The following is a 26874-nucleotide window of genomic DNA, read 5'->3' on the forward strand; positions in this document are numbered from 1 at the left end:
AAACCATTAGGCTTAAGGTCATGCCACTCTTCTTCACGAGCGTCATTCTCGTCAAGATAGATATGGAGAAGGACACGCTCATCACTAGTCTCTTCAATAATGCCTGTGTGGTCTTCACGAACGTCTGTCACGTCAAAGAACTCAAGTATACCTTTGGGAAGAAGGTAACTGGCCAGAATCTTGTAATCAAATGCTGTTTGCTTACTCATGGGTGCAAAGTTAATGCATCTCATGAACTTTTAAGCATCAAACAAGAAAATATCGGCCTATACTACAAAATTATGCCACGGATATTTGCAACTGTGCCGTTTTTTGTATATCTTTGTAATATTCTAAAGAGAAAAGGATATGTGGTCTTGTCTGAAACGAGGATTTTTCCGTCTGCTCCGGGCTCCCCGCAGCAGGGGGTTCGGCGTGCAGTCGCCCTTTGCCTATCGGTTTATCCGTGAGGTCGTGAGGGGAACCGTGTCCGAGGAAAACGGGCTCAGGCTACGCCGACTTTATCCTCAAGGTGAGAAAAAATGGTTTCGCCAGGCCGCACTCTATGAGCGATTGTCCCGCTATCAGGGTCCTTGCCAGTGGGGCATCTGCCCCTTTCAAGGGGAGATTTATGAAGATGCCGTGCTCATGGGGTGCCCGAAGGCCACGGTTGTGGACTGCATCCACGGCTATGAACTGGAGCTGGTGGCACAAAGCAAAGTCGTGGTGATGGACTTGGAGGAGAACTGGTGGCGCGTCTACGAGGCGTTTGCCGACCATGCCGCTGCCAACTCGGTGCTTGTGGTGGAGGATATCCACTATTCCCGGGAGACGCTCAAGGCCTGGCGAAAAATCATAGCCGACAGCCGCAGTGGCGTCAGCTTCGACCTCTATGACTGTGGCATCGTGTTCTTCGACCGGAAGAAATACAAGCGAAGCTATCGTGTGAGTCTTTGAAATCATTGATTTTTTAGATTTTATTTACAGATGAATTGAAAAAAAATCCCTTATCTCTTGCAAATCCCAAGAAAATGATTACTTTTGCACGCACAAGTGAAACTCGTTAAAAACAAAGTATATGTATTGGACATTGGAACTGGCTTCAAAGCTCGAGGATGCACCTTGGCCTGCAACAAAAGAGGAGTTGATAGACTACGCTACTCGTTCGGGTGCCCCTTTGGAAGTAATAGAGAATTTGCAGGAGATAGAGGATGAGGGTGATGTCTACGAGAGCATCGAGGACATCTGGCCCGACTATCCGTCGAAAGACGATTTCCTCTGGAATGACGACGAATATTAATGTCAGAAATAAAGACCGTTCTTTTCAGGAGCGGTCTTTTTTATACAATAAAACGAAGGCGGTCTCGTTATTTAGTCGTGCTTAGGAAAATTCTGGTCATAATTCCGATGCTGGTATTGCCGTTGCTCCCCGCGAGTGCGCAATATGATGCCTCCTTCGGTCATTATTTCGACATGGAGCCGTCATTCAATCCAGCTGCCGTAGGCAAGGAGGCGAAACTCAATGTCAATGCAGCCTATGCGCTGGATTTGGCGGGATATGAACATAATCCGCGGACGATGTATCTCGGTGCCGACATGCCTTTCTATTTCATGAAGGCCTATCATGGGGCGGGCGTACAGCTGATGAACGACAAAATCGGCCTTTTCACCCACCAACGACTGGCCCTGCAATATGCCTACAGGCGAAACCTGCTGGGCGGCATGCTCGGCGCGGGTCTGCAGCTCGGCTTGTTGAGCGAGAACTTCGACGGGACGAAGCTCGATGCCGGCGAGGCTAACGATCCCGCACTGCCCACGGCAGAGGTTACGGGAAGCGGGCTGGATATCGGCCTGGGCCTGTATTACAGCCACGGTCCGTGGTATGTGGGGCTGTCGGGACAGCATCTCAATGCACCGACGATTGATCTGGGCGAGACCAATGAGCTGAAAATAGATGCTACATATTATTTGACGGGCGGATACAATATTAAATTAAGAAACCCGTTTCTGACAATACGACCGTCGCTTCTGGTCAGAACAGACCTTACGGCCTACCGGGCAGACATTACGGGGCGGCTGGTATATAACAACAACGGCCGGCTAATGTATGGGGGAGTGGCCTACAGCCCTACAAACTCAGTTACATTCCTCGTGGGCGGGAGCTTCCACGGCATAGTAATAGGCTATAGCTATGAGCTCTATACCTCGGCCATCAATCCCGGCAACGGTAGCCACGAGCTGTTCATCGGCTATCAGACCGATATCAACCTTGTGAAAAAAGGAAGGAATAAGCATAAAAGCGTAAGAATATTGTAAAAGACATGAAGAAGAGAAAGTGTATCATAACCCTGTGTGCCATTTCGTTGTCGCTCACTCTCACCGGCTGCTTTGGCAGCAAGTCGATGTCCGCTTCAGGGCGTGGCGGCGAAGTGGTAGGTGTCGGTGGAGGCAAGGGATTCTCCGAGCCGTCTCCCTACGGGATGATAAAGGTGAACAGAGGCTATGTGAAGATGGGTCTTGAGAAGCAGGACAGTCTCTGGGGAATGACCACACCCGTGAAGGACATCTCTGTAGACGGCTTCTGGATGGACGACACGGAGGTTACGAACTCGGAGTATAAGCAGTTCGTGGCATATGTGAGAGACTCTATCCTCCGCACTCGTCTGGCCGACCCGGCCTATGCCGGCGACGAGACTTATATGATTACCGAGGATAAGAACGGCGACCCCGTTCCCCCGCAGGTGAACTGGAGAAAGCAACTGCCCCGCAAGCCCAACGAGGACGAGCAGCGTGCCTTCGAGAGCCTGTATGTTACGAATCCTGTTACTGGAGAGAAACTGCTGGACTACCGGCAGCTCAATTATAAGTATGAGATTTACGACTACACGGCTGCTGCTCTCCGCCGCAACCGCTTGAATCCCACAGAACGCAACCTCAATACGGACCTGACAGTAGCCCCGGATGAGGTTGTGATGATTTCGAAGGATACTGCCTATATCGACGATGAGGGGCGAATCGTGCGGGAGACCATCAATCGCGAACTGACCGGGCCTTGGGATTTCCTCAACACTTATATCGTAAATGTGTATCCGGACACTACTTGTTGGGTGAATGATTTCAAGAATTCGGACAACGAAATGTATCTGCGCAACTACTTCAGCAATCCTGCCTACAATGATTATCCCGTGGTGGGCGTTACCTGGGAGCAGGCCAATGCTTTCTGCGCGTGGCGTACGGAGTATCTTCTGAAAGGCTTGGGCAGCGAGGCTCGCTATGTGCAGCGCTATCGTCTGCCCACTGAGGCTGAATGGGAGTATGCCGCGCGTGGCAAGGACGGCACGGAATTCCCTTGGGAAAACCAAGATGTGAAGAACGGGGATGGCTGCTTCTACGCCAACTTCAAGCCCGACAGGGGCAACTATACCAAGGATGGAAACCTGATTACGAGTAAGGTGGGCATCTATTCTCCTAACAGCAATGGCCTCTATGACATGGCCGGCAATGTGGCGGAATGGACCAGCACGGTCTATACGGAGTCGGGCGTTGACGCCATGAACGACCTGAACCCGACCCTTGAGTATAATGCGGCCAAGGAAGACCCATATAAACTCAAGAAGAAAAGCGTGCGCGGAGGCTCGTGGAAAGATCCGGAATCATACATACGCTCGGCTTGGAGGACTTGGGAATACCAGAATCAGCCCCGCTCCTACATCGGATTCCGTTGCGTGAGGAGCCTGGCCAACAGTACGAGTACGAAACAAAAAAAGAACAAGAGATAATGTCCAACTACAGTAAATATAATATTGTATACCGTCTGCAGAAGTGGATGGATACCGTTCCTGGCCAGACCTTCCTGAACTATGCCTACAGCTGGGGTGCTTCAGTCGTGATTCTGGGCGCACTGTTCAAGCTAACGCATCTGCCGGGAGCCAACCTCATGCTGTTCTTAGGCATGGGAACCGAGGTCGTAGTGTTCTTCATATCTGCCTTCGACCGTCCTTTCGACAAGACGGCCGACGGTCGCGACCTTCCTACTCACATCACGGAGGAATACCTCGAAACGGGTAAGGTGGTCTATGGAGAAGACGGGCAGAAATTCTCGGAGATGCCGGAAAAAGAGCAGAAAGTGGCGGCAGCAACAGCTCCGGTGGCTGCTGTGGCATCTCAACCTCAGCCTAATTATGTTCCCCAGATGTCCGTGGAAGAGGCAGAAGCCTTCAACGAGGCTCAGGGCAGCTATGTCGAGGAGCTGAAGAAGCTGGTGGAGACGCTGCAAAAAGTGAACGACCAGAGCAGTCGCCTGACTCGCGACAGCGAGGAAATGGAGAATCTCAACCGCACGCTTACGGGGATTGCCAAGGTTTATGAAATGCAGCTTAAGGGCGCGAGTCAGCAAATCGGCACCATCGACCAGATTAACGAACAGAGCAAGAAGATGGCTCAGCATATCGAACAGCTCAATAAGATTTACACCCGCATGATAGAGGCGATGACCGTTAACATGAAGGTTGCCGCTCCCGGTGCCTCTGCCACGGAAGGTTGAGACGCATAAAGTAACGATATGGCTATAAAGAAAAGACCCGTAACCCCTCGCCAGAAGATGATAAACCTGATGTATATCGTCTTGATGGCCATGCTTGCGCTGAACATTTCGACGGAGGTGCTCAACGGATTCTCCATCGTGGAGGACAGCTTGAACCGCACCACGAAGAGTTCGAGTGAGCAGAACGAGGCTCTATATGGTGATTTCGAGGAGCAGATGAAGGCCAACCCCGAGAAGGTGCGCGTCTGGTTTGAGAAGGCTACGGCCGTAAAAGATATGAGCGACTCGCTCTACAACTTTGCCCAGGCATTGAAGACGGAGATTGTGAGAGCGGCCGACGGCAAGGACGGCGACCCCCTGAACATAGACAACAAAGATAATCTGGATGCTGCGGGCGAGGTGATGCTGGCTCCCGGGAGCGGCAAGGGGCGGAAGCTCTTCCATGCCATCAATAGCTACCGAGAACGCATTTTGAAGATGATAAGCGACCCTGCACAGAAGAAAATCATAGCCAACAACCTCTCGACGGCGATTCCCAAGAATGCCAAGAATGTGCTGGGCAAGAACTGGCAGGAGTATATGTTCGAGAATATGCCCGTTGCGGCAGCGGTAACCCTGCTCTCCAAATTGCAGAGCGATGTACGCTATGCGGAGGGCGAAGTGCTCCATACACTGGTTTCCAACATCGGCTTGAGGGACATCCGCGTAAACAAGCTCGACGCATTCGTGATTCCCGAGAAGACCGTGCTCTATCCCGGCGAGGCTTTCAAGGCAAATATCGTGATGGCCGCGGTGGATACCACGCAGACCCCCGAAATCTATGTGAACGGCCAGCGGATAAGTTCTGTTTCCGGGCAATACCAGTTTACGGCTGGCGGAGTAGGTGAACATCAGTTCAGCGGATACATGTTCATGCGCAATACCAACGGTGATATGATTCGCCGCGACTTCCTCCAGAAGTATTCGGTGATACCCGCGCCTAACACGGCAACCGTCGCTGCCGACTTGATGAATGTGCTTTATGCCGGATATAGCAACCCGATCAGCATCAGCGTGCCGGGAATTCCGGCAAACGGAGTCAGCGCGACGATGACGGGCGGCAGTCTTTCCTCGAAGGGCAACGGGCACTTTGTGGCTGTTCCTGCTGCCGTAGGACAGGATGTAACCATCCGTGTTACAGCCCGCGACAAAGGGCAGACCCGCACGATGCCGCCGTTTGTATTCCATGTACGCAAGTTGCCGGATCCTACGGCCTACCTCAGCATCGGCACCAACCGTTTCAAGGGCGGTGGATTGTCCAAGGCATCCCTGATGGGGTTGAACTCCGTTTCAGCCGCCATCGACGACGGGCTGCTCGATATTCCGTTCAAGGTACTCGGATTCGAGACCGTCTTCTTCGACAATATGGGCAATGCAGTGCCTATCGCGTCGAACGGAGCCTCGTTCTCAGAGCGCCAGAAGGAGCAGTTCCGCCATCTTTCCCGCAACAGACGGTTCTATATCCGAGGCGTGAGGGCAGTAGGTCCCGACGGCATTACCCGTACCCTGCCTTATCCTTTAGAAGTAATTGTGAAGTAAAACAGATAATACGACAAGCTACAATGAAGAGAATACTGTTTTTATTGCTTATAGCCCTCGTTGTCCAGAGTACATCCGCGCAGCCAGAGCGTCGCAGAGCCGAGCAGCAGGCTGCCCAGAAGAGCAATGCCAACAACATCACCACTCGTGCCCAGATATCGTTTCCCACGGAGATGAAGATGGACGAGAATGTGGTCTGGCGCCGTGATGTGTACCGTGAACTCGACCTCAACGAAGATGCCAATGCCGCCCTTTACTATCCCGTAGAGCCACTGGGAACGCAGATGAACCTCTTCACCTACATCTTCAAACTGTTTATGACGGGGCAGATCAAGGCCTATGAATATCGTCTGGACGGCAACGAGGTGTTCAACGAGGGGGCAGAAGTCAAGCGCAAGGCGTTTCTCGACAACTACCACATATTCTATGAGACCACCGACCGGGGCACCCATATCGACGACAGCGACATCCCCTCGCGTGAGGTAACTGCCTATTATATCAAGGAGTCGTCATATTATGACCAGGCCTCGGCAACCTTTCACACGAAGGTTCTGGCACTCTGTCCGATTATGAAACGGGAAGATGACTTCGGCGACGGGGCCACCTCTTACCCCCTTTTCTGGGTTCGATATGACGACTTGGCACCGTTCCTGTCCAAGCAGACCATCATGACAAGCAACCTCAACAATGCCGCAATGATGAGTATTGATGACTATTTTACCAAGAATTCTTATCGCGGCAAGATCTATAAGACGACTAATATGCTCGGAAAGACCCTGGCCCAGTATTGTTCCAACGAGGAGGCTTTGACCAAGGAGCAGAAACGGATAGAGGAAGAAATCAAGGCCTTTGAGGAACATATATGGGGCGACAAGGCTCGCAAGGACTCGCTCGACAGCATTGCAAAAGCCGACAAGAACCAGAAGAAGGCAAGTCGGAAGAATCGTCGGAGCACGAGAGGTGGCGGCTCAAGCATCCGCTCCAAGCGCAGGTCGGGCGGAGGAAGCTCCTCCGGATCGTCGTCAGCTCGTGTTACGGTCCGTCGTGAAAGACATTAATCACTTTAAATACAAGAAAGGAAAAGGAAAGATGAAGAAATTAATCACAATGGCTTTTACAGCCCTCATGATGTTGTCTGCCACTACTGTGCAGGCTCAGATAAAGTTTGGTGTGAAAGGGGGACTCAATGTTACGAACATGTCTTTCGACAAGTCTGTCTTCGAAAAGTCTAACCAGGCGGGGTTCTACCTTGGCCCGACGGCCAAGATAAGTTTGCCGCTTGTAGGTCTCTCGGTCGACGGGGCAATACTCTACGACCAGCGTAGTGCCACGATAACGGTCGACAAAGGTAACGAGCAAATTATAAGAGAGGAGGAAACCGTCAAGCAGAAGCAACTTGCCATCCCCGTCAACCTTCGCTACTCCTTTGGCATTGGAGATGCCGCGAGCGTATTCTTCTTTGCCGGTCCGCAGTTTGGATTCAATCTTGCTGACGACATGAAGGACATAGACTGGGAGTGGAAGAATACCAATCTCAGCATCAACCTCGGTGTCGGCATTATGGCCCTGAACCATCTGGAGGCCTCAATCGACTACAACTTCGGCTGCGGACATACCGGTGAGTTCTCCGCCTCAAGCCTTTACAAGGGGGTAAAGAGCAGGAGCGGTGCGTTCCAGATAGGCCTGGCTTATTACTTCTAAGATGGGAAAACGGGTGTCCCGGATGCTGCACGAGTAACTTTTGGGATACTCGGCTTTTAAATTGGATATGCCATCGCGTCAGCGGTGGCATTTTCCATTATATCTCGGAAAAGCTTTCAAAAACATGTCAGCATCCCCCCTCCCGACACACTCGCCGCCTCCAGCATGGGGGCAGGCGGAAAGCCGAGAAGCAGGAAGCCGCCAACTGTCGGACAAAATCGCCGATTTTGCACAGTGATTTCGCCGATTTTGCACAGTAACTAATCAATGAAAAAGGAGAAATATCGAAATTGATGTAAACTAACTGATAATGAGGAGGAAATACACGAATTGGCATAATACTGCTCTATTTGTAAAGGGCAGAAATATGCAGATTTAGGCAGAAGTTCAGTTACCAGAGTGTTACCTTGTTTTGATGTAGGTAACGATGGTGCAGTATTCGGTAACTGAATTATTTTAGCTCGTGTGGCTGTTGCTTTGGTCGGCAGTTTTCTGCGTAAGTGAGGAACGCTTTAATTCGGGTAACTTTGCATAAGACAGGCTGCACTCGTCCATTTGAGAGCAAGCTCTCATGGAACTCGTTTGCACTGTCTTTGCCCACAAATATTAAAGCGTATGAAAACAGAGAAGATGAAAGTGCTGCTCTACCTTAAAAAGAGCGGGCTTGACAAATCGGGGAAAGCTCCGATTATGGGACGTATTACCATTGGGCGTTCCATTGCCCAGTTTAGTTGTAAACTTTCCTGCAACCCCGACTTGTGGAATTCACGTGAAAGCAGGATGGACGGCAAGAGCCATGAGGCGGTGGAGGTTAACGGCTGGTTGGAAAATCTTCTGCTTTCCATTCAATCTGCCTATCAGTCGTTGATTGCCAAAGGACAGCCATTTGATGCAACCGATGTAAAGGAACAGTTTCAAGGCTGTGTGCAGGCACGATGTATGCTCATCGAAAGATTGGATATGCTCATTAAGGAGAAAGAAAGCCATATCGGTATAGACATCAAGGAAGAGTCTATGTCTGCCTATCATTCCACTCGGAAACGATTGCAGGAGTTCATTCAGAGGAAGTATCATGTTTCGGACTTGGTTTTCTCGCAGTTGACAGAAAACTTTATCTACGAATTACAAGCATTTTGTCTTGGCGAACTCGGTCATCAGCAAAGCACATTTTTCAGAGTTGCAGCAGATTTGAAGACCGTCTGCAGGTTGGCTTATCGTGAGGGGTTGGCTGATACGCTTCTGTTTGATAAAGTACATATAAAACGAGGAGACAAGAAAGCACCTAAAGCTCTTGACAAAGAAGCATTGGACAAGTTGAAGGCACTCTGCTTTGATGAATTGGAAAAAGAAATGGGAACTGCTCGTGATGTGTTTCTCTTCGCCTGTTATACCGGTGCAGCCTATTGTGATTTGATGGAACTAAGCAAAAAGCATCTTGTCCATGATGATGCAGGCAGTTTGTGGTTGAAGTTCAACCGACAGAAGACGGGTGTGCTTTGTCGTATCAAGTTGTTGCCGGAAGCTGTTCGGTTAATAGAGAAAATGCACAGCGATGAAAGGGAAATACTACTTCCCTGCATCAAATACAAGAACTATCAGACCTGCTTGAAAGCCCTACGACTTCGTGCAGGCATCTCCTTTCCTTTTACTACACACACTGCGAGGCACACATTTGCCACGCTAATCACACTTGAACAGGGTGTGCCTATTGAAACGGTAAGCAAGATGTTGGGACATAGCAACGTGAGTATGACCGAACGTTATGCAAAGGTAACACCACAGAAACTCTTTGAGGAGTTTAACTGTTTCCTTTCTTTCACAGAAGATTTACGTTTAACCATTTAACCAAGATTTTTTATGAGAAGTACATTCAAGATATTGTTTTACATCAACAGACAGAAAATAAAGGCAGACGGCAAGACCGCCATTCTCTGCCGTATCACCATAGACGGAAAAAGCACCGCCATTACCACAGGCGAGCAGTGCAAATCCTCCGAGTGGAACAGCAAACAAGGACTGACAACCGACAAGAAGACCAATCAAAGAATCGGCGAGTTTAAGGAACTTGTAGAGAAGACCTATCAGGATATTCTGATAAAGGACGGAGTGGTAAGTGTGGAACTGCTTAAAAACCGTTTGCAGGGAATAGCCACCACACCGACAACACTTCTTGCCATGAGCAAGACAGAACTGCAATCCGTTAAAGAGTGCGTGGGTAAATCAAGAGCAAAAAGCACTTATCAGAATCTTCTCTATTCAGACAAGTTACTTACAGAGTTTGTAAAGGATAAGGGAATGATGGATATAACCATCTCTGCAATAACGGAAGACTTATTTGAGGAATACGGTTTCTATCTGAAAAAACGAGGCTTGGCAACAGCAACTATGAATCGTTACCTTTGTTGGCTGAGTAGGCTGATGTACCGTGCGGTCAGCCAGAGGATCATTCGTTGTAATCCTTTTGAGAATGCCAAGTATGAGAAAGCGAAACAGAAGATACGCTTTCTGCAAAAGAGCGATGTTGCCAAACTCATGGCTCTGAGAGTACTTGATAAGGAAGCAGAACAAGCAAGACGTATGTTTATCTTTGCCTGCTTTACAGGTTTGGCTATTGCTGATATGGAACATTTGCAATTTGGACATGTCCAAACGGCAGCAGACGGACAGAAATATATCCGAAAAGAACGGCAGAAGACAAAGGTGGAGTTTGTTGTGCCACTGCATCCCATAGCGGAAGCCATCATCAATCAATGCAAGGCGGAGCAGGAAAGAAACGAAGAACGGAAGACGGTGAAAGAAAAAGATAACAGCTTTATCTTCCGAACTAATTGCAGCCGTAGTGTGATGAGCGTAAAGCTGAGCATCGTAGGCAAAGCTTGCGGTATCAGGGAACGGTTGTCCTACCACATGGCGAGGCACACGTTCGGCACGATGAGTTTAAGTGCAGGAATACCTATCGAAAGCATTGCCAAGATGATGGGGCACGCCTCTATATCAAGCACACAGATATATGCGCAGGTGACGGACAATAAGATTTCGGAGGATATGGACAGACTGATAAGGAAACATCAAAAGGAGGAAACAATGGGGGAAACCGTATGAAAGTCAATTACCATCAAACAAAAGGAGACCGCAGTTATTTCGAGTGGGGCGACAATATGCAAATCATTCGCAAAGGCAAAGGCGAAATCGCCATGACAGAGAGCGAATTGGTAGAATTCTTCTGTGTAACATGGAGGAAACTCAATTATCGTCTGCAGCAACTACTAAAAGTATCTTCCCTACGTCCCGATGAAAGGGATACAGGAGAGTTGGAAGTATTCGTGAACGGACGGCTACAAGGTTATGCTCCGCTTTATCCGCTTTCAATCATCATCGCTTTGTCTTATCAATTGGACAGCATGGAAGCATACTTCTTCAGGAAATACATCTGCCAAGAGTTACAACGTCCTGCATCTGTGATGGAGCAGATATTCCTATATGGAAGTGGCAGTATCAATTGATATGCTTTTCTCTTTCACCGATATTATCTTACTACATAACTACAAGGAAAGGTAATACGGTGAAAGGAAAGGGTTGGTATTGTAGTCAGAAAGTAGGAATGGTTATTACTACCGTCTAACTACACACAACTATGTTTTTGAGGCCTTCAAGTATACCGAAAGCCTTATAAGTAGTTATTCTCCAAGTAGTCTATCAACAGTAGAGATACGCATCTGTTTTATTGCATAACATTCCTTTTACCCGTATTTCCTGACCCTCTGATTTCTTCGTGATAAAGATAATTCACTATCGAGGGATGTCCTTTGGGACTTCGTTCGTAAGGCAATTCATTATCCACATACTTACATTGAGCCTCCTGCGCCATTTCCGCGGCCTCTTGCTCTAATTGCTTCCAATATGTTCGGTCTTTATGCAAATAGATTTCTTCATAAAGTGGGAACAAATGGGGATAGTATGATTTGATATAACCCATAATGTTAGCCTTAAAACCACCCCGCAGATTGAGGTTCTCAAGCCAAAAGAGGTCGCAAATATCTTTCACTTCATGAAAAATAGCTTTGAAATTGGTGATGCCAGGGAAGATGGGCGACACAAAACAAATGGTTCGGATGCCCGCCTCGTAGACCTTTCGCATGGCTGCGATGCGCCGCTCTATGCTCACGGCCTTGTCCATGTCGGCACGAAATATCTCATCAAGCGTGTTGACTGACCACGATACGGTGACTTTCTTCATTTGCCGGAGCAGGTCAAGGTCGCGCAACACGAGGTCGCTCTTTGTACAAATGAGTATTTCCGCATCGCTGTCTTTGAGCTCTTCAAGCAGTTTACGTGTCCTGCGGAACGTTGCTTCTTCGGGATTATACCCATCGGTCACTGATCCAATAACCACGCGTTGTCCGGCATATTTCTTCGGATTCTTGATTGCAGGCCAATGCTTCACGTCTAAGAAAGTACCCCATTCTTCTTTATGTCCTGTGAAGCGCTTCATGAATGAGGCGTAACAATACTTGCAAGCATGGGTGCAACCCACGTATGGATTCACCGAATAGCCACCAACAGGGAGGTTGGACTTGGTCATGATGCCACGCACCTCTTTCGTTCCAATGAGTGTTTTTACCATATTTCTTCCTTTATTCTTTATAAATCCTCTACCGTTTCACCGTCTTCAGGAATAAAGACGCGGTCTAAAATTCCTGCCACTTCCGCACGCTTTCTCACCATTTCACGCGTCACGCTATTATGGTTCACGCCTTCAAGATGCGTCACAAATAACTTTGCATCAGGTGCAGCTGCAGCAACTTTTACCACATCTTCATCGTTCATAATAACGCGTCCACCCAAGCGAAAGCCATTGCCACCTGCATTAAGGGTGATAACCTCGGGGCGAAAACGCTTCAAATTGCGCTTCACACCAGCATACCAGATGGTATCTCCGGCGTGATAGAGCGTCTTTTCTTGTGGATGAGTGAATACATAACCCGCTGTATGTCCGGCAGGATACTTCATGATGAAATTACCATGCTGGCTTTCGGCCTTTTGTATGCTCACTTCCCCAATCCTTGTATTGTCGCCGACAACTTCCACATGATTAAATCCATGCGACATCACCACCTGCCGATTGTTTTCGTCTTGCACAAAAAATCGCATATCTTTAGGCATCATTTCATAGGCCGCCTCATCGATATGGTCATCGTGTAGATGGGTAAGCAACACCGCATCTACACCTTTTAGCATCTCTTCTACAGGAAAAGGTAGTTCATGAAGTGGGTTGCGCAGATGTTGATTTCTACTAAAGGGGAAAGGAGGCATGCAGCCTTTCTTTCCCAACATGGGGTCGATCAGAATTTTCTTTCCCCCATATTCAATGATTATCGTTGCGTTTCTTACTTGTTGGATATTCATTGTTTATTAAAATTAAAGTTTAACATTGGCTTCCAGCATAATACCATCCTTCAGAGGTTCATCATCATCAGAGAACGAATTTGCCTTATATTGTACGCAAAGCACGAGCATTTCGCTGCTGCCTGTGTTCTTGAAAGCACGTTTGCCATTGGGCGCAATTCTCACGATGCTTCCTTCTGAAACGGGAAATCGTTTGCCGTCTACATCGAAAATGCCTTCACCTTTAAGAATGAAATAAAGCTCTTCGTGGGTTTTATGGGTATGGCGTGTGCCATAATCCTGCCCAGCTGCAAGACTTTGGAAAGACAATTCTGCGCCTGTTGCTTGTAGTGCATGTCCGGCAAACATCTTTCCCGGGATAGAGAAATTGCCCATAGCCAACTCATATTCCTTAATTTCATTCAACTTACCTACGTTCACCGTGGTGAAGTTCTCACCTTTTTCTACAATTTTAATTTCTTTCATAATGCTATTTGTTTTGATTACGAGTGCAAAGGTAGTGCATAAAACAAAGACACATTCTACCATTAATAATATATGCTCTACCATTTTGATAAGCCATTAATTATTCGTACATTTGTTGCATGAAATTAGAGAGTCATTCCCAAGAACTTACACAAGTTCCTTTCTGCAAAACGGAATGTGGTGTAGACTTCAACATCAATACCGATACGCACGAGCGTTTGCGGGGCGTATTGATGGAGTATCCGTCTTTCAAAACCAACTTCTTCGAGTTGTTTTTCTTCAGGAAAGCATCCGGGTGGCTGCGTTATGGCTTTCAACATATCGCGTTGAAAGACAATACGGTACTGATACTTTCGCCGCACATCCATCAGGAGTGGCACATTGATGAAAGCCAAACGGATTATCGTTTCCTTATTTTCCGTGATGATTTTCTTTCAACCTATCTTGCCGATCCTTTCTTTACTTATCGTTTGCTTTATTGCTACCAAACAGATTTCCCACCCTATCTGTCGGCTACAGCTATGGAACAACAAGAATACGAGCGTTTGCTTGTGCGGATAAAAGAAGAACTCAACCATCCTCTTGCCGACAGCTATCACATCATCGTATCCTTGCTTCATTATCTGCTCATGACCCTTAATCGTAGGTATTCTGCTCAATACCATCTGCCTTTTGATGCCCCCAAGAACCACCATGCCTTTGAGTTCAAACAACTCTTAGAGAAACATATTCGCCAATACCAGCAAGTGGCCGACTATGCAGCCATGCTGAACATCAGCCGCATCACATTGAATGCTTCTGTACAGGCACAATATGGGCAAACGGCCGTACATCTGCTGAAACAACGTCTGCTTGCAGAAATCAAGAATGAAATACTATTCACTGACAAAACTACCAGTGAATTGGCATACGAATTCAATTTCTCGGAGCCGGGACATTTAATGCGTTTCTTCAAAAAACAAACAGGACAGACGGTTACGGAGTTTAAAGAAGAATATAAAGGACAACAGTTTACCGCAGAATAGAAAAATGATTAAACGAAGAACTTACCAATAAACGAACGGCACTTGAAACAGATATATCTCTGCTCAAGTGCCGTTATCCATTCACCAATATACGCTTATTGCCTTTATCCTGTCTGACTACCCTGATAATTCTCCTCCAGCATCTTCTCCAAGTCCGAAGCCTTGTAGAGTATCTTTCCTGCAAACTGCGTGTAGGGAATAATCTTCCTGTCTCGGTAGTCCTGCAAGGTACGGGGACTGATATACAGCCGCTCGCACACTTCCTTTCCTGTGAGGAAAAGTTCGCCAGCAAAGAGTGGCTTGTGTGTATCCGCCACTTCTACTATTCGTTTACCTACACCTCTCAACGCTGAGACGACCAACTGCATCTCGTCCGCCTCCATGTTCAAGTCTCTTGCTGTTTCCATCATATCTGTCTGTTTTTAGGTTTGTCCGATTTCGTAAGAAGCAATACTTCCACATCCTCACACTTGTAATAGCACTTGTGTCCGATTTGCGTAAACGGCAGCACGCCCGTATCACGATAATGCTGCAAGGTGCGTTTGCTGATGTTCAGCAGCCGACACACATCTCCGTTGTGCAGCCAGTCCGTGTGCTTACTCTTTTCTCCGAATGCCTTGTGGCAACTCTCGGCAAGGCTCAAAATTTCATCTCGAAGCTTTGCCCAATTGGTTTCTGTAATGATGTAATAGTTCATAATTTTATATTGTTATTGTTTGTTGTTTCAGGTCTTTCCTGTTTCCATCGGCAAAGGTAATGACGTGCGTGTGCCTCTCAAAGCCGTGGGGAACAGCAGGGAAGTATCGGGAACTATCGGGAAAAGAGCAATCCGTTTCATCGGTTCACATTTGCGTTTTCTTGCCCCGTCTTTTTTCTTTCATTGCAAAGACAATCCAAGCGAGTGCAGAGGAAAGTTCACTTATCCTTTTCCGAGCGCAGCTTGTCTTATGCAAAATTAATATTGGATATTTCTTATTCCATCACTTTCCATTCAAGTGGCAGCTTGTGGCGTCATAGTGGAATAGGTTGGCACAGTAATCCGATATAAAATATCCTCCAATCAATAGTTTGTAGATAGTTGGAGCAAAAGACGGCATCTGAAAGCAGACAGTAACATCCGTATTTCAGCTAACCTTTCTTTCCTGTCATCCATTTTTTGCTTAATGAGGCTATAAATGCCCTTCTTGACAGCCTGTTCTCCTAAGAATTTTAAAGCGGACGAGCGCAACATTATGCAAGAAGGCTCTGAATGCTTGGGAGTCACGCATTCTCACCCTAACTTCACTCTTGGAAACCAATTCAAGGGAATAATGAAAAAGAACGCAGATGCAGGCAACATAGACAGCAGTAGAAATCCTCATCGAAAGAGGAGTTCCTCCAAGAACGCAGAGATAGAAAACTACCTCTCCACACACTACGAGTTCAGATACAACACGGTATTGGGCAGAACCGAATATCGCAGTAAGGGTAATAGTAGTTTTGTAAAGGTTGGTCGCTATGAAATCAACACACTTCGCAGGGAACTTGATTGCGATGAAGGCATAGCGACTTCTGCCGAGAACCTTTATTCCATCATTGAAAGCAGCTTTTCTCCCCGTATCAATCCCGTGCAGGAGTATTTAAAAGGGTTGCCATTGATAGATATAGGTGATAGCAGTAGCTGTGATGATGCTGGTTGTAGGGATAGTAATGTGCCTTCTTTTTCACCGAAAGCAATTTCCGATTTGGCAAGCTGCGTTGTTGTCCGTAATTCTAACAAATGGTTGCCGTATCTTACCAAATGGCTTGTGGCGGTGGTCGCCAATGCGATGGACGACCGTGAGTGCCGTAACCATACCTGCCTTGTACTGACAGGTGAGCAGGGTAAGTTCAAGACAACGTTTCTCGATTTGCTCTGTCCGTCCAAACTGCACGGTTACAGTTACACAGGAAAAATATATCCGCAGGAGAAAGACACACTCACTTATATCGGTCAGAACCTTATCGTAAATATAGATGACCAGCTCAAAGCCCTCAATAAGCGGGACGAAAACGAACTGAAGAACCTTATCACCTGTCCGATGGTCAAGTACCGTATGCCGTATGACAAATATGTGGAGGAGCATCCCCACTTGGCAAGCTTCGTGGCATCGGTGAACGGTAACGACTTTCTTACAGACCCGACAGGCAGCAGAAGGTTTCTGCCCTTTGAAGTTCTATCCATAGACATAGAGAAAGCCAAGCGTATTTCAATGGACAATGTCTATGCTGAAGCCAAAACCCTATTAAAGTCAGGTTTCCGCTATTGGTTTGATGATGAAGAGATTGCCGAACTATACAGAGAGAGTGAGGACTTTCAGGTACAAACCGCTGAGATGGAACTTTTGCTGCGTTGCTTTGAAAAGCCAACGGAGGATGAAAACTATTCGTTAATGACTACTACGGAGATACTCACCTATTTGGGTATTTATACTCACCAACCACTTGTTGCCAAGCGTATGGGCGAAGCCTTGAAGAAAGCAGGATACATAAAGGTGAGCAAGCGAAGAAACGGAGGTAGCCCCATCTATGCCTACAAGATTAGGAAAATCTTGCCCTGCCCGCTCCTTCAGACTTGTAGTAGCCAAATGTAGTAGTATGTGTAGTATCGTCCTATACTAAAAAGTGCTGCTGATTATCAATCACTTATCACGAAATAGTATGTAGTAAGAAGAATGATGAAAAAGTTTGAAGGGGAAAACTTTGGAAACGGTAAAACCATAAAACAGACAAGCATAAATAATTATCATTCAACCCATTAAAGTATCAAAACAATGAAAGAAGAAGATTTATCACTTATCAAGCGATATCCCATCGTGGAGTATCTCGAAAGGAGGGGTATCAGGCCTGTCCATAAAACACCAACCTATGCCATGTACCGTTCACCGCTCAGGGAGGAAACGCGTCCGAGTTTCAAAGTGGACAGGGAAAAGAACCTTTGGATAGACTATGCCGAAGGCAGGGGCGGAAGCATCATCGACCTCTGTATGCGCTTGGAAGGCTGTACGCTCTCGGAAGCCATCTGCCGTTTGGGACAGAACGCTTTAGAGCATACAGCGTACAGCTCCAATTCTCCAAAGAGAGAAACACCCATCAGTTCAAATCAAAGAGAGCATGTAACGGCAAGCGGAACAAGGAGACTGATATGCCTATCAGACACCTTGCCGCCGCATTTGCAGGAGTACCTCAAAAAGGAACGCTGCATTGATTTGGAAAAGGCAACACCCTTTCTTAAATGTATCAGTTACGAGATAAGGGGAAGAAGATATGAAGCTATCGGCTTTGCCAATTCTTCGGGTGGCTATGAGCTTCGTGATGATAAGACTTTCAAGGGAACGATTGCTCCTAAAGACATCACCCCTATATTTGAGGACAAGGCACAACCTGTCTGTTTGTTCGAGGGATTTATGGACTTTCTCTCTTTTCTTTCAATGAAAGGGGAAGTAACCAACCAATGCCTTGTGATGAATTCCGTGAGTAATGTTGTAAGAAGTATTCACTACCTGAATAAAAGAAATATAACCTCTGTTCGTGCTTTTCTTGATAATGACGATGCAGGGCGAAAGACAGTGCAGGAATTTGTAAACGAAGGTTTTAAGGTAGAAGATATGGCAGTGTATTATAGAGACTTCAAAGACCTCAACGAGTATCACGTCAGCCGTGTCCGTGAGCAACAGAAAAAGTTGGAGAAAACTCCAAATACAAGTAACAAAAGAAAACAAGTCAAACTTAAAATAAGATAGAGTGATGAAAAAGGAAAGAAGAAACATAGAAGAAATAGGTCGTTTCATAGGAGAAACTTTTGGCGTAAGCCCGGCTAAAAGTTCAAACGAACAAACCGCCGCTGAATTTCGGGCAAGGGGAATGAAAAATATTCAAGAGCAAAAACAACAAGAAACAGAACATGCCATAGAGCATGCCACGCCATCCGAGCCTGTACTGCATGCAGGGCATGCAACTATTCAACGACGCATCAGTGCCAAGATGAGAAAAGAGACTCTCGAAGCATACAAGCAGGCGTTCCTTGTTCCAACAAAGCTAAGTGAGAGAAAAGCGGTCTATCTGAGCAGGGAAACACAGGAACGTGCGGACTTCATTGTCCGTAGATTGGGAGATAAAGGAGCCAATGTCTCGAGCTTCATCGAAAACCTTGTGCGTATCCATTTGGAGGAATACGGTGAGGATATAGAAAAATGGAGGAAGCTGTAAACAACAGAAAAACGGTCAAGGACTATCGAGTAAAAGGATGTCCCTTTCACTCAAAATCCTCGACCGTTTTAGGGTAGTACCAACAATAGATTTTTACTGAACACATTGAACGGTGGGAATGCCACGAACACAGTTAATCTTCTGAATGCATAGCATTCATTTTTGGACGACAAAACGCTTTATGCGTAAACGTTTCGTTAGCTGACATTGCAAGACGTCAGTTTGTACCCACAAACTGCGCTTGCTCCCCTCGTTCGGTTATCGGGGAGATTAGACCGTAATCACTCCGTTCTCATCGGTCAGCGTTCGGAAATTAAGCAAGATTGAAAACAAAGAAAAGAGGACTTTTATATGAACAGATATGATAGCAGAACTGCCAAATGGCAGCAACGAGGTAAAGAAGAAGCGAGGATGAACAAGACGGAGTTCATCAAGGTAAGATGCACCTTAGAGGAAAAGCTGCGCATCAAGTCAAAGGCGGAAAGCACAAGACGGAAGTTCTCAGACTACTGCCGTGAAATACTCCTTAATGGAGAAGTGGTTGCCATTCCTAAGATGACGGACAATGAGAGAGAAGCCATTGCCATTCTCCAGCATACGGGCAGGTTCTATGGGCAGATTTCCAACCTTATTAAAGTCAAGGATGAGAGATGGGTACATATCACACAGAACCTTTCGCTATGTGCCAAAGAAGCATTTAAGCGATTTTACGACCCGCATTTTCGTGTGGACGACGAAATATATAAGGTCTTAAATATGTCGAGAGATGATAGGAAAATGTAAGGCGATAGCGCACGGCAGCACGGCTTTAGACTATATCTTCAGAGAGGGCAAGCTTGGCTATCGACTTGCCTTCCACAATCTTTGCAGCAGGGAGCCAAAGGCTATCTATGAGGAAATGAAAGTGGTCAGCGATTACAACAGTCGTTGCAGGAACAAGTTTCTCCGTATCGAAATAGGCATCGCACCGCAGGACGAGAAAAAGCTGTCAGTGTCCGAACTCATGTGGATAACCCATTTATTTGCCAAGCAAATGGGACTTGACAACCACCAATGGGTGGCGGTAACGCACAAGGATACCGACAACAGACACATTCACATCATTGCCAACCGCATCAGTTTGTACGGAGAGGTCTATGATACTACTTTTGTGAGCAATAGGGCAGCAAGGGTGGCGGAAGAAATCAGCAGGGAGAAACACTTAACTATCGCAAAGGAGGTCAAGGCGAAAAAGCAGCATCAGGAGCCAAAAGCCAGTCCAATAAGAGAGCAGACAAAACAGCAAGTACAACAAATCTGCTATGCCCTGCTTGACAAGTACAAAGGTATGGGTATTACTGGGCATTCCATGTTCCTTTACGAATTGAACAAGAACAACATTATCATAGAGCGCATTAAGAACAAACAGGGAAAAGTCTATGGTTTGAAGTTCTCCTACTGTGGCCAGACATTCAAAGCTTCCGAAATCGGCAGAGAGTTCGGCTACCGTTCCCTGCAGAAAAACTTTGAACCAACCAACAGGAAAGAACCAAAGAAACCACACCAAGCAATGCAGGAGGCAACTGAAAAGAAAGAACAGCCTGATACAGGTTATCAGCTTGTACCCAAAAGCCGTTTCACTGTCTTACGAGACAATGATACTCCACGAGCGCAGAACTCCATTGGTGCAGTGGCAGACACCATTGTTAGTGCAGCCGATGAAGTTGTGGAAGGGTTAGGCGATTTGATTACCCCATCCACACAGGGCAATGACTATGCTGAAACAGCGTGGCAGCGCAAGCTCAGGAACCAAGCCAACAGAAAAAAAACGTGGAAGAGGATTATAACTCACGCCTAAGAAAAAATGCAGAAAGAAGGATATCTCATCAAGAACGCTTGTTATTCGGTAACAAAGTATTATCTTTGCAAACAGAATAACAAGCGTTCTTTGTTAGGCAGAAAACAGCGAAGCCAAGTAGCTCGCTCGTTTCTAAATCGTTACCAGCTTAGTTGCACAAATAACGTAACTTCTTTATTTTCAATTAGATACATTTTAATAATTATCTTGGGATGTGATTTCGCCGATTTTGTCAGCCTTGAAGTGGCAGGAAGAAAAAACGGAAGCCGCATCCTTTACATAAGGATGCGGCTTTTGGTATAGCCGGAGAATTATCGGGTCTCCATCACCCTTTCTCTTCGGCGGATGACGGAGTGGATTCTGCAATCATTTTCAGGAAATACCGGTGCACCCGTGTGTCGCTCCCCAGTTCGGGATGAAACGCCGTTGCGAGCTGTGCGCCCTGCCTTGCTGCCACGATATGGCCGTCCACGATGGCCAAGGGCTTGCATTCCTTGCTCCCTATCTTGCTTATATACGGGGCACGGATGAAGGTCATGGGAATGTCGGGGCCTATTCCCTCGACGGCAGCTACCGTCGTGAAGCTGCCCAGCTGGCGACCGTAGGCGTTGCGGCAAGCCTCCATGTTCATGGTGGCAATGCGCCCGGAGCCCTCGCTCTCCACGCTCTTGGCCAGGAGAATCAGTCCCGCGCAGGTGCCGAATACGGGCAATCCGCGCCGTATCTCTTCGCGGATAGGCTCCAGGAGGCCGAGCTCTCGCAGCAGTTTCAGTTGCGTGGTGCTCTCACCGCCGGGAATGACAAGTCCGTCCTTAGGTCGCATGAAGTCTGCCAGCTGGCGGATTTCGAAGGTCTCGGCACCTGTCTTCCGGAGCATTTCCTCATGCTCGATGAAGGCTCCCTGCAAAGCGAGGACACCGATAACAGGCTTCGCCATGCTCATCTACTTGCCCCTTTCTGCCATGAGCAGTTGGATTTCCTGCTCGTTGATGCCTACCATCGCCTCGCCTAAATCCTCGCTCAGCTCGGCCAGCATCTTAGGGTCGTTGTAGTTGGTAACGGCTTTCACGATGGCTTCTGCCCGTTTGGCGGGGTTCCCGCTCTTGAAGATTCCCGAGCCCACGAACACTCCCTCCGCGCCCAACTGCATCATGAGGGCGGCATCGGCGGGGGTGGCAATGCCTCCTGCGGCGAAGTTCACCACTGGCAGTTTGCTGTTGTCGTGTACATATCTGGCAAGCTCGTAGGGCACTTGCAGTTGCTTCGCGGCCTCGAAGAGCTCGTCTTCCGCCATGGCTGTCAGCCGCCTGATCTCAGCTTGCATGAGGCGCATATGGCTCACGGCCTGCACCACATCGCCCGTTCCGGGCTCGCCTTTCGTGCGGATCATGGTGGCTCCCTCGGCTATCCGGCGCAGTGCCTCGCCGAGGTTCTTGGCGCCGCAGACAAAGGGAACCTCGAACTTCGTCTTGTCAATGTGGTGGATGTTGTCTGCCGGCGAGAGGACTTCGCTCTCGTCGATATAGTCTATCTCAATGGCCTGGAGTATCTGTGCCTCGGCAAAATGGCCGATGCGGCACTTGGCCATGACGGGAATGCTCACGGCCTGCTGTATACCCTTGATCATCTTCGGGTCGCTCATGCGCGATACGCCGCCCGCCGCGCGGATGTCGGCAGGTATCCGCTCGAGTGCCATGACGGCGCACGCTCCGGCCTCTTCGGCAATGCGGGCCTGTTCGGGGGTGGTTACATCCATGATGACACCGCCCTTCAGCATCTGGGCGAGGTTGCGGTTCAGTTCTTGTCTTGTGGGTTCCATGTCTTATTTCTGTTTTCGGTATTGGCTCGGGGTGATGCCCTCCATCTTGCGGAAGAACTTGGTGAAGTGGGCTTGCGACGAGAAGCCGTAGTCGTAGGCCACCTGTTTCAAGGTCCGGGCGGGCGCCAGGAGTGCCTGCTTGAGTTCCTGGATGAGAAAGGAGTCGATGATTTGCTTGGGCGAACTCTTGCCCTCGCGCTTGCATACTTGCGCCAGATATCTCGGGCTCACATTGAGCCGGTCGGCGTAGTAAGCCACATCGTTGTTGGTGTGGATGTGCTTTTTGAGCAGCGACAGGAACTCGGAATACAGTTCCTGGCCCCTTCCCTGCAGGCCGGAGAGCCGGCTCTGGAGCGACTCCATGTAGGCTTCCGCCCGCTCCTGCGCCGTCGCCAGGCTCTCTCCCTGGCTCAGGAATACCGCTATGGCACTGGCATAGGCGTTGCCCGCTCCATGCCTGTTACGGCGCTTCTCGATGACGAGCGTGCAAAGGGGAACGAGCAGTCGGCGAATCTCTGCCAACACCTCGTCGTCCATCAGGCGCTCGCCCTTGCTGGAATAGAGTATCGGGTCGTAGATGATGTGCCGCGGTCGATGGCGGGAAAGAGTGTCTACGATTACCCGCAGGACATCCACCCGCCGCACCATGCCTATCTTTACGATTTCCGGCTGCATATCGTTGACGATAGCTTCTATCTGTCCCTGCACGATACGGGCGGGCAGGTCGTAGAACTCCTGTATCCCCAAGGTGTTCTGCAAGGTAATGGAAGTAACGACGGAGACGGCATATCCGCCCAGTTCGGATATGGTCTTGATGTCGGCCTGCACGCCCGATCCTCCCGTGGAATCGGAGCCCGTGATGGTCAATATGGTGTTTCCGTCTTCCATAAACGGCTACAAAGGAATAAAAAATATCCGGAAAACCTCAAGGCTATTCGCCTTTTGACAAAAGAAACTTCATTTTGTGTAATTTCGCACCACCTTCCGGCCCCGATGGATATAGATGCCCGGCATGCCGGAAGACCCCACCTCCTGTCCCATCAGGTTATACCAGCGGGCGTCGTCGTGCTTCCTGTGAGTCGTTACGGCATTGATTCCGGTGGAGACCAGGAAGTCTTTCATGGCCGAGAGGGCAGAGTAAGCCTTGCCGGTCTCGTTGTTGAAGAGGGTGGCGTTATACCAGTTGGTCGTAACCTGGCTGCTCGTATTGCCGTATTCATTGGCTTCCGGCCACCACCAGAAGAGTCCCTTGACTTTCTCGTGTCTGTTGAGCTTGGCGACAAGGGCATCCGTGAATGCTCTTTGTCCTGCGTCCGAGTAAGGATAGGTGGTGCTATAGTCGACGGTCGTGCCGTTTACGGGCCAGTGTGCCGGGTATCCAGTCTCCACGATCATGATGTCTTTATGGAAGTTGTTCTCCAATACCGTGAGGGCGTTTTCGAGTTGTTCCAGCTTGCCGTGATAGTAAGGATAGTAGCTGATGCCGATGATGTCGTAATCCATTTGATATTCGTCCATCTTTTCGTAGAATCCTTTCAAGACGGCCGTGTCAGCAACCCGCTCGGTGTGCACAATCACTTTGGCGGCAGGGCAGACCTCTCGGCACGCCCTGCTCGCATTGCCGAGCAGAGTGGTGAATCGTTGCCAGTTGGCCGTGCTGTTGGTATAGCACCGGTAGGTCGCCGCGCCTCTTGTCCCCCACAGCATTCCGTAGCTGATCTCGTTGCCTATCTGAATGAGGTCGGGAGCGGCTCCGTAGGCTTTCAATGCTCGCAGAACCTCTTTGGTATAGTCGTAAATCTTATCGTAGAGTGCCGTCTCGTTTAAGGTTAGCCAGTCGCCGGGAGTCCATTGTTTGGCCGGGTCGGCCCAGGTGTCGGAGTAGTGGAAGTCGAGCAGGAAGCTGAATCCCGCCTCTTTGATGCGTTTTCCGAGTGCCTTCACATAGTCCAGATTCTGGCACACTCCTTCGCCCTTTTCGGCCGTCGTGGCGTTGTCGGGATTGACGAAGAGCCGCACGCGCAGGGCGTTCCAGCCCTCCTCCCTGAGGAAGGTGAGCACATCCGGGATGGCATTTCCGTCGTGATTGAGATACAGGGAGCCGGCCTGCTCATACTTTGGCAGCATAGAGATGTCGCCGCCGACATATTTCTGAGCATGCCCCACGATGGTTGATAAGGTGAGGAAACCTATGAAAAATAATCTTTGGATGTCCATGTTGATGTCGTTTCTGTTTTCTGCAAATATACGAATTTATTTCCGGAAGGGAGACGAATGGTCAGAAAAAAGGGTCTTTCTTCACAGAGAGACCCTTGGATTTAAGATACCTAATTTATATGTTAAATTACTTAATGATAACCTTCTTGCCATTGTGGATATAGATGCCCTTTGCCGCGGGCTTGTCGATACGCACGCCCGAGAGGGTGTACCAGGCGTCGTCGGCCGGCCTGTCAGCGACCTTGACGGGGGCTTCTATTCCCGTTACCACGGTCTGCAGGCCATCGAGGGTGTAGTAGCCGCCGTTCTGGAAGTCCGTGTCGGTCGTCTGGTTGCCCGTGCCGTCGTTGAAGATTATCTTGTCGGGGGCAGCCAGCGTACCGCTGTATTTCCACAGATACACCTTCTTGCCATTGTGAGTGCCGGCTTCCGACACATCCGCCTGGCTCGCCGTGCCCGGCCAGTCGCCTGAATACATGTTGCTTCCGTCGTTGTGCCAAGCCCACACATTGAGGGTGTTTCCCCAGTTTGCGGGCTTCTCGAAGTAGGCGTAGGTGCCCTCCTGCGTGGTTACGAACGAAGGCAGGGTAAAGGTATTCTGCTCCTCGCCCACCGCTTCTATGCCGCTGATGTCGATGTCGCTGCTGATATAGAGCTTGTAGTTCTCTCCCTCCACGGCCAGTTTGTAGCCCGAGGTGCTGGCCGTAGTCGTGCCAAGACACAGCAGCAGATTACCCTTGGTGCCCTTTACGCTCACGCTGTAGCCCGCATTTTCGCCCACCGAAGTGAGCACTTCGCTCTGGTTGGTGATGCCTGCGAGTGAGCGTGCCAGTATCTGTTTCTTGATGGCCTTGCGGTATCCTTTCCAGTGGGTGAGGAATATGCATGGTGTTCCGGGCATCGTGAGGATGTAGGCATTGGCAGCCTCGATGTTGGCTTTGAGCATGTTGTCGCTGTTTCGTCCCGTGTCGTGGTTGTCCACGAAGGTAACGGCATAGCGCCTGTAGGCGGCATCGCCGATGAGGCTGCTTGAGGTATAGTTGGCCAGGTTGCGCCATTGTGCCCCGCCGGTGTTGAACACATTGTTGATGAGCCACTTCAGCTGGAAGTCGAAGGCGGCACTCGTCTTGCCCGTTCCGTCTATCCACGACTTCAATCCAGGCAGCCCGTCGCTCATCCAGTATTCGCCCACGCTGTAGGCGGGCTTGGCACTTTCGTTGTATATCTTCGTGAATCGGGGAGCATATCCGCCCGTCATGTCGTAGCGGAACCCCGCATATCTCATTTCCTCTTGCAGGAACTGCAGGTAGAGTTTGATGTTCTTCTGCACATTCAGGCTGGTGTGGTCGAGGTCCCGGCTGCCGTCGAAGTCGGTGCCGGTGTCGCTGGCGCCGGTGAGTTTACCTTTCGCCTCCGACCTCGAATCACGGTTCCCCTCGTCGGTATTGCAGATGTCGGCATAGCTCCAGGTCATCGTTCCGTGCCCTGCCCATGTCTCCTCGGGGAAGTCGCACCAGCCCGTGTTGCCGCTTTTGTGGTTGATGACCACATCGGCAATGGTCTTGAGCCCTTTGGAGCTGAAAGTCTGTATCATCGCCTTCAGCTCGTCGGCCGTGCCGAAAGCACTCTTCTGGTCGAACCACCAGATATCCGCATAGCCCATCTGGTTGCTAAGCGTATTGCAATAGCCGCTCTGCGGCACCCAGACGAGCTGATAATACTTGGCCAGAGTGTCGGCCTGACTCTTGAGATTGCTCCATCGGGTGTCGTCGTAGGAATCCCAATAGAATCCTTGCAGCATGACGCCGCTATAGTTTGCCGGCCATCCCTGTGCGAAAAGTGCCGTGTAGGCAGCAAGTGCAAGCAATAAAGTGTAGAATCGCTTCATATTCTGTTTAAGTTAAATAGTTTGGTCTTATGGGCAAAGTTACGAATATTTCCTATCGGACAATCAGCAGTTTACATTCTTTTCCCGTTCTGGCGATGCAATCGTTTGCACGCCCCGGCTTTTCCCTCTGCGGCCAAAAACACTCCAGGAGGTTTTCCAGGACATGTTGATTAGCCGTCGGCAGTTTAA

Annotated in this window: 27 protein-coding genes and 1 pseudogene; 17 read left to right on the plus strand and 11 right to left on the minus strand. The window is 48.8% G+C overall.

The window, feature by feature from the left end; translation table 11 throughout:
* Positions 1 to 209 (minus strand): annotated as a pseudogene (locus BM114_RS11385) (DDE transposase); the annotation flags it as partial.
* A 139-nt stretch (positions 210 to 348) separates the two neighbouring features.
* Between BM114_RS11385 and BM114_RS11390 the strand changes: the two are divergent.
* The 11 genes from BM114_RS11390 (at position 349) to BM114_RS11440 (ending at position 11304) form a co-directional block, all read left to right on the plus strand.
* Positions 349 to 936, plus strand: a complete 588-nt coding sequence (locus BM114_RS11390; protein WP_143089324.1) for a hypothetical protein — start codon at positions 349 to 351, stop codon at positions 934 to 936.
* Positions 937 to 1057: 121 nt separating this feature from the next.
* Entirely contained in the window at positions 1058 to 1279 is a 222-nt protein-coding gene (locus BM114_RS11395; RefSeq protein WP_092113532.1) for a DUF2795 domain-containing protein, read from the plus strand.
* A gap of 77 nt (positions 1280 to 1356) precedes the next feature.
* The gene (locus BM114_RS11400; protein ID WP_255406499.1) at positions 1357 to 2295 is read left to right on the plus strand and encodes a PorP/SprF family type IX secretion system membrane protein; all 939 of its coding nucleotides are present in this window, start codon (positions 1357 to 1359) and stop codon (positions 2293 to 2295) included.
* A 5-nt stretch (positions 2296 to 2300) separates the two neighbouring features.
* Complete coding sequence (locus BM114_RS11405) at positions 2301 to 3758, plus strand: T9SS ring complex lipoprotein PorK/GldK (protein WP_092113535.1); 1458 nt, start codon at positions 2301 to 2303, stop codon at positions 3756 to 3758.
* On the plus strand, positions 3758 to 4522 hold the full coding sequence (gldL, locus tag BM114_RS11410) for a type IX secretion system motor protein PorL/GldL (protein WP_092113537.1): 765 nt from the start codon (positions 3758 to 3760) through the stop codon (positions 4520 to 4522). Before BM114_RS11405 ends, gldL begins: the two co-directional genes overlap by 1 nt.
* Before the next feature lie 18 nt (positions 4523 to 4540).
* Positions 4541 to 6100 carry a type IX secretion system motor protein PorM/GldM gene (gldM, locus tag BM114_RS11415; protein ID WP_092113539.1) on the plus strand — a complete coding sequence of 520 codons (1560 nt, stop codon included), beginning with the start codon at positions 4541 to 4543 and terminating at the stop codon, positions 6098 to 6100.
* 23 nt (positions 6101 to 6123) lie between these two features.
* Positions 6124 to 7158: a type IX secretion system ring subunit PorN/GldN gene (gldN, locus tag BM114_RS11420; RefSeq protein ID WP_092113541.1), complete on the plus strand. Its 1035-nt coding sequence runs from the start codon at positions 6124 to 6126 to the stop codon at positions 7156 to 7158.
* A gap of 31 nt (positions 7159 to 7189) precedes the next feature.
* Positions 7190 to 7801 carry a porin family protein gene (locus tag BM114_RS11425; RefSeq protein ID WP_092113593.1) on the plus strand — a complete coding sequence of 204 codons (612 nt, stop codon included), beginning with the start codon at positions 7190 to 7192 and terminating at the stop codon, positions 7799 to 7801.
* A 615-nt stretch (positions 7802 to 8416) separates the two neighbouring features.
* Complete coding sequence (locus BM114_RS11430) at positions 8417 to 9646, plus strand: site-specific integrase (RefSeq protein ID WP_092113542.1); 1230 nt, start codon at positions 8417 to 8419, stop codon at positions 9644 to 9646.
* A gap of 12 nt (positions 9647 to 9658) precedes the next feature.
* The gene (locus BM114_RS11435; RefSeq protein WP_092113544.1) at positions 9659 to 10903 is read left to right on the plus strand and encodes a site-specific integrase; all 1245 of its coding nucleotides are present in this window, start codon (positions 9659 to 9661) and stop codon (positions 10901 to 10903) included.
* Complete coding sequence (locus tag BM114_RS11440; protein ID WP_092113545.1) at positions 10900 to 11304, plus strand: hypothetical protein; 405 nt, start codon at positions 10900 to 10902, stop codon at positions 11302 to 11304. The genes BM114_RS11435 and BM114_RS11440 overlap by 4 nt, the downstream gene beginning before the upstream one ends.
* A gap of 218 nt (positions 11305 to 11522) precedes the next feature.
* Here the strand turns inward: BM114_RS11440 and BM114_RS11445 are convergent, their stop codons facing one another.
* From BM114_RS11445 to BM114_RS11455, 3 genes are read right to left on the minus strand one after another with little or no spacing between them, the layout of a single operon-like run.
* Positions 11523 to 12425, minus strand: coding sequence for a radical SAM mobile pair protein B (locus tag BM114_RS11445; RefSeq protein WP_092113547.1), 903 nt, complete (start codon positions 12423 to 12425; stop codon positions 11523 to 11525).
* A gap of 17 nt (positions 12426 to 12442) precedes the next feature.
* Positions 12443 to 13207, minus strand: a complete 765-nt coding sequence (locus BM114_RS11450) for an MBL fold metallo-hydrolase (RefSeq protein ID WP_092113548.1) — start codon at positions 13205 to 13207, stop codon at positions 12443 to 12445.
* 12 nt (positions 13208 to 13219) lie between these two features.
* Entirely contained in the window at positions 13220 to 13672 is a 453-nt protein-coding gene (locus BM114_RS11455) for a cupin domain-containing protein (RefSeq protein WP_004384417.1), read from the minus strand.
* A gap of 119 nt (positions 13673 to 13791) precedes the next feature.
* On the opposite strand from BM114_RS11455, the gene BM114_RS11460 reads away from it, so the two are divergent.
* Positions 13792 to 14697: a helix-turn-helix domain-containing protein gene (locus BM114_RS11460; RefSeq protein WP_092113550.1), complete on the plus strand. Its 906-nt coding sequence runs from the start codon at positions 13792 to 13794 to the stop codon at positions 14695 to 14697.
* Between the two features lie 104 nt (positions 14698 to 14801).
* Here the strand turns inward: BM114_RS11460 and BM114_RS11465 are convergent, their stop codons facing one another.
* Both BM114_RS11465 and BM114_RS11470 read right to left on the minus strand, forming a co-directional pair.
* The gene (locus BM114_RS11465; RefSeq protein ID WP_092113552.1) at positions 14802 to 15107 is read right to left on the minus strand and encodes a helix-turn-helix domain-containing protein; all 306 of its coding nucleotides are present in this window, start codon (positions 15105 to 15107) and stop codon (positions 14802 to 14804) included.
* A complete protein-coding gene (locus tag BM114_RS11470) occupies positions 15104 to 15394 on the minus strand; it encodes a helix-turn-helix domain-containing protein (RefSeq protein ID WP_060544301.1) in 291 nt (96 codons plus the stop codon). Before BM114_RS11470 ends, BM114_RS11465 begins: the two co-directional genes overlap by 4 nt.
* A gap of 478 nt (positions 15395 to 15872) precedes the next feature.
* On the opposite strand from BM114_RS11470, the gene BM114_RS11475 reads away from it, so the two are divergent.
* The 5 genes from BM114_RS11475 to BM114_RS11495 all read left to right on the plus strand — a co-directional run bounded on the left by BM114_RS11475 (position 15873) and on the right by BM114_RS11495 (position 20761).
* Entirely contained in the window at positions 15873 to 17309 is a 1437-nt protein-coding gene (locus BM114_RS11475; RefSeq protein WP_092113554.1) for a virulence-associated E family protein, read from the plus strand.
* 180 nt (positions 17310 to 17489) lie between these two features.
* The gene (locus BM114_RS11480) at positions 17490 to 18458 is read left to right on the plus strand and encodes a toprim domain-containing protein (protein WP_092113557.1); all 969 of its coding nucleotides are present in this window, start codon (positions 17490 to 17492) and stop codon (positions 18456 to 18458) included.
* A gap of 4 nt (positions 18459 to 18462) precedes the next feature.
* Complete coding sequence (locus tag BM114_RS11485) at positions 18463 to 18924, plus strand: DUF3408 domain-containing protein (protein WP_092113559.1); 462 nt, start codon at positions 18463 to 18465, stop codon at positions 18922 to 18924.
* A gap of 351 nt (positions 18925 to 19275) precedes the next feature.
* Entirely contained in the window at positions 19276 to 19707 is a 432-nt protein-coding gene (locus BM114_RS11490; RefSeq protein ID WP_092113561.1) for a plasmid mobilization protein, read from the plus strand.
* The gene (locus BM114_RS11495) at positions 19691 to 20761 is read left to right on the plus strand and encodes a relaxase/mobilization nuclease domain-containing protein (protein ID WP_092113563.1); all 1071 of its coding nucleotides are present in this window, start codon (positions 19691 to 19693) and stop codon (positions 20759 to 20761) included. The genes BM114_RS11490 and BM114_RS11495 overlap by 17 nt, the downstream gene beginning before the upstream one ends.
* Positions 20762 to 21086: 325 nt before the next feature.
* On the opposite strand, the gene pdxT is transcribed toward BM114_RS11495, so the two are convergent.
* The 5 genes from pdxT to BM114_RS11525 form a co-directional block, all read right to left on the minus strand.
* The gene (gene pdxT / locus BM114_RS11505; RefSeq protein WP_092113565.1) at positions 21087 to 21704 is read right to left on the minus strand and encodes a pyridoxal 5'-phosphate synthase glutaminase subunit PdxT; all 618 of its coding nucleotides are present in this window, start codon (positions 21702 to 21704) and stop codon (positions 21087 to 21089) included.
* On the minus strand, positions 21705 to 22580 hold the full coding sequence (gene pdxS / locus BM114_RS11510; RefSeq protein ID WP_092113567.1) for a pyridoxal 5'-phosphate synthase lyase subunit PdxS: 876 nt from the start codon (positions 22578 to 22580) through the stop codon (positions 21705 to 21707). It lies immediately after the preceding gene.
* Positions 22581 to 22583: 3 nt separating this feature from the next.
* Entirely contained in the window at positions 22584 to 23468 is an 885-nt protein-coding gene (locus BM114_RS11515; RefSeq protein ID WP_092113568.1) for a hydroxymethylpyrimidine/phosphomethylpyrimidine kinase, read from the minus strand.
* 69 nt (positions 23469 to 23537) lie between these two features.
* Positions 23538 to 24797 carry a glycosyl hydrolase 53 family protein gene (locus BM114_RS11520; RefSeq protein WP_092113570.1) on the minus strand — a complete coding sequence of 420 codons (1260 nt, stop codon included), beginning with the start codon at positions 24795 to 24797 and terminating at the stop codon, positions 23538 to 23540.
* Between the two features lie 127 nt (positions 24798 to 24924).
* On the minus strand, positions 24925 to 26685 hold the full coding sequence (locus tag BM114_RS11525) for an alpha-amylase family glycosyl hydrolase (RefSeq protein WP_092113571.1): 1761 nt from the start codon (positions 26683 to 26685) through the stop codon (positions 24925 to 24927).
* Positions 26686 to 26874: the final 189 nt, after the last annotated feature.

The sequence above is a fragment of the Prevotella sp. KH2C16 genome (assembly GCF_900113305.1).
In the GTDB taxonomy this organism is placed as follows: Bacteria; Bacteroidota; Bacteroidia; order Bacteroidales; family Bacteroidaceae; genus Prevotella.

Bases quoted from the DNA above. Each gene is read 5' to 3' on its own strand.
- BM114_RS11390 (WP_143089324.1), top strand. From the start codon at position 349: ATGTGGTCTTGTCTGAAACGAGGATTTTTCCGTCTGCTCCGGGCTCCC.
- BM114_RS11395 (WP_092113532.1), top strand. From the start codon at position 1,058: ATGTATTGGACATTGGAACTGGCTTCAAAGCTCGAGGATGCACCTTGG.
- BM114_RS11405 (WP_092113535.1), top strand. From the start codon at position 2,301: ATGAAGAAGAGAAAGTGTATCATAACCCTGTGTGCCATTTCGTTGTCG.
- gldL (WP_092113537.1), top strand. From the start codon at position 3,758: ATGTCCAACTACAGTAAATATAATATTGTATACCGTCTGCAGAAGTGG.
- gldM (WP_092113539.1), top strand. From the start codon at position 4,541: ATGGCTATAAAGAAAAGACCCGTAACCCCTCGCCAGAAGATGATAAAC.
- gldN (WP_092113541.1), top strand. From the start codon at position 6,124: ATGAAGAGAATACTGTTTTTATTGCTTATAGCCCTCGTTGTCCAGAGT.
- BM114_RS11425 (WP_092113593.1), top strand. From the start codon at position 7,190: ATGAAGAAATTAATCACAATGGCTTTTACAGCCCTCATGATGTTGTCT.
- BM114_RS11430 (WP_092113542.1), top strand. From the start codon at position 8,417: ATGAAAACAGAGAAGATGAAAGTGCTGCTCTACCTTAAAAAGAGCGGG.
- BM114_RS11435 (WP_092113544.1), top strand. From the start codon at position 9,659: ATGAGAAGTACATTCAAGATATTGTTTTACATCAACAGACAGAAAATA.
- BM114_RS11440 (WP_092113545.1), top strand. From the start codon at position 10,900: ATGAAAGTCAATTACCATCAAACAAAAGGAGACCGCAGTTATTTCGAG.
- BM114_RS11445 (WP_092113547.1), bottom strand. From the start codon at position 12,425: ATGGTAAAAACACTCATTGGAACGAAAGAGGTGCGTGGCATCATGACC.
- BM114_RS11450 (WP_092113548.1), bottom strand. From the start codon at position 13,207: ATGAATATCCAACAAGTAAGAAACGCAACGATAATCATTGAATATGGG.
- BM114_RS11455 (WP_004384417.1), bottom strand. From the start codon at position 13,672: ATGAAAGAAATTAAAATTGTAGAAAAAGGTGAGAACTTCACCACGGTG.
- BM114_RS11460 (WP_092113550.1), top strand. From the start codon at position 13,792: ATGAAATTAGAGAGTCATTCCCAAGAACTTACACAAGTTCCTTTCTGC.
- BM114_RS11465 (WP_092113552.1), bottom strand. From the start codon at position 15,107: ATGATGGAAACAGCAAGAGACTTGAACATGGAGGCGGACGAGATGCAG.
- BM114_RS11470 (WP_060544301.1), bottom strand. From the start codon at position 15,394: ATGAACTATTACATCATTACAGAAACCAATTGGGCAAAGCTTCGAGAT.
- BM114_RS11475 (WP_092113554.1), top strand. From the start codon at position 15,873: ATGCCCTTCTTGACAGCCTGTTCTCCTAAGAATTTTAAAGCGGACGAG.
- BM114_RS11480 (WP_092113557.1), top strand. From the start codon at position 17,490: ATGAAAGAAGAAGATTTATCACTTATCAAGCGATATCCCATCGTGGAG.
- BM114_RS11485 (WP_092113559.1), top strand. From the start codon at position 18,463: ATGAAAAAGGAAAGAAGAAACATAGAAGAAATAGGTCGTTTCATAGGA.
- BM114_RS11490 (WP_092113561.1), top strand. From the start codon at position 19,276: ATGAACAGATATGATAGCAGAACTGCCAAATGGCAGCAACGAGGTAAA.
- BM114_RS11495 (WP_092113563.1), top strand. From the start codon at position 19,691: ATGATAGGAAAATGTAAGGCGATAGCGCACGGCAGCACGGCTTTAGAC.
- pdxT (WP_092113565.1), bottom strand. From the start codon at position 21,704: ATGAGCATGGCGAAGCCTGTTATCGGTGTCCTCGCTTTGCAGGGAGCC.
- pdxS (WP_092113567.1), bottom strand. From the start codon at position 22,580: ATGGAACCCACAAGACAAGAACTGAACCGCAACCTCGCCCAGATGCTG.
- BM114_RS11515 (WP_092113568.1), bottom strand. From the start codon at position 23,468: ATGGAAGACGGAAACACCATATTGACCATCACGGGCTCCGATTCCACG.
- BM114_RS11520 (WP_092113570.1), bottom strand. From the start codon at position 24,797: ATGGACATCCAAAGATTATTTTTCATAGGTTTCCTCACCTTATCAACC.
- BM114_RS11525 (WP_092113571.1), bottom strand. From the start codon at position 26,685: ATGAAGCGATTCTACACTTTATTGCTTGCACTTGCTGCCTACACGGCA.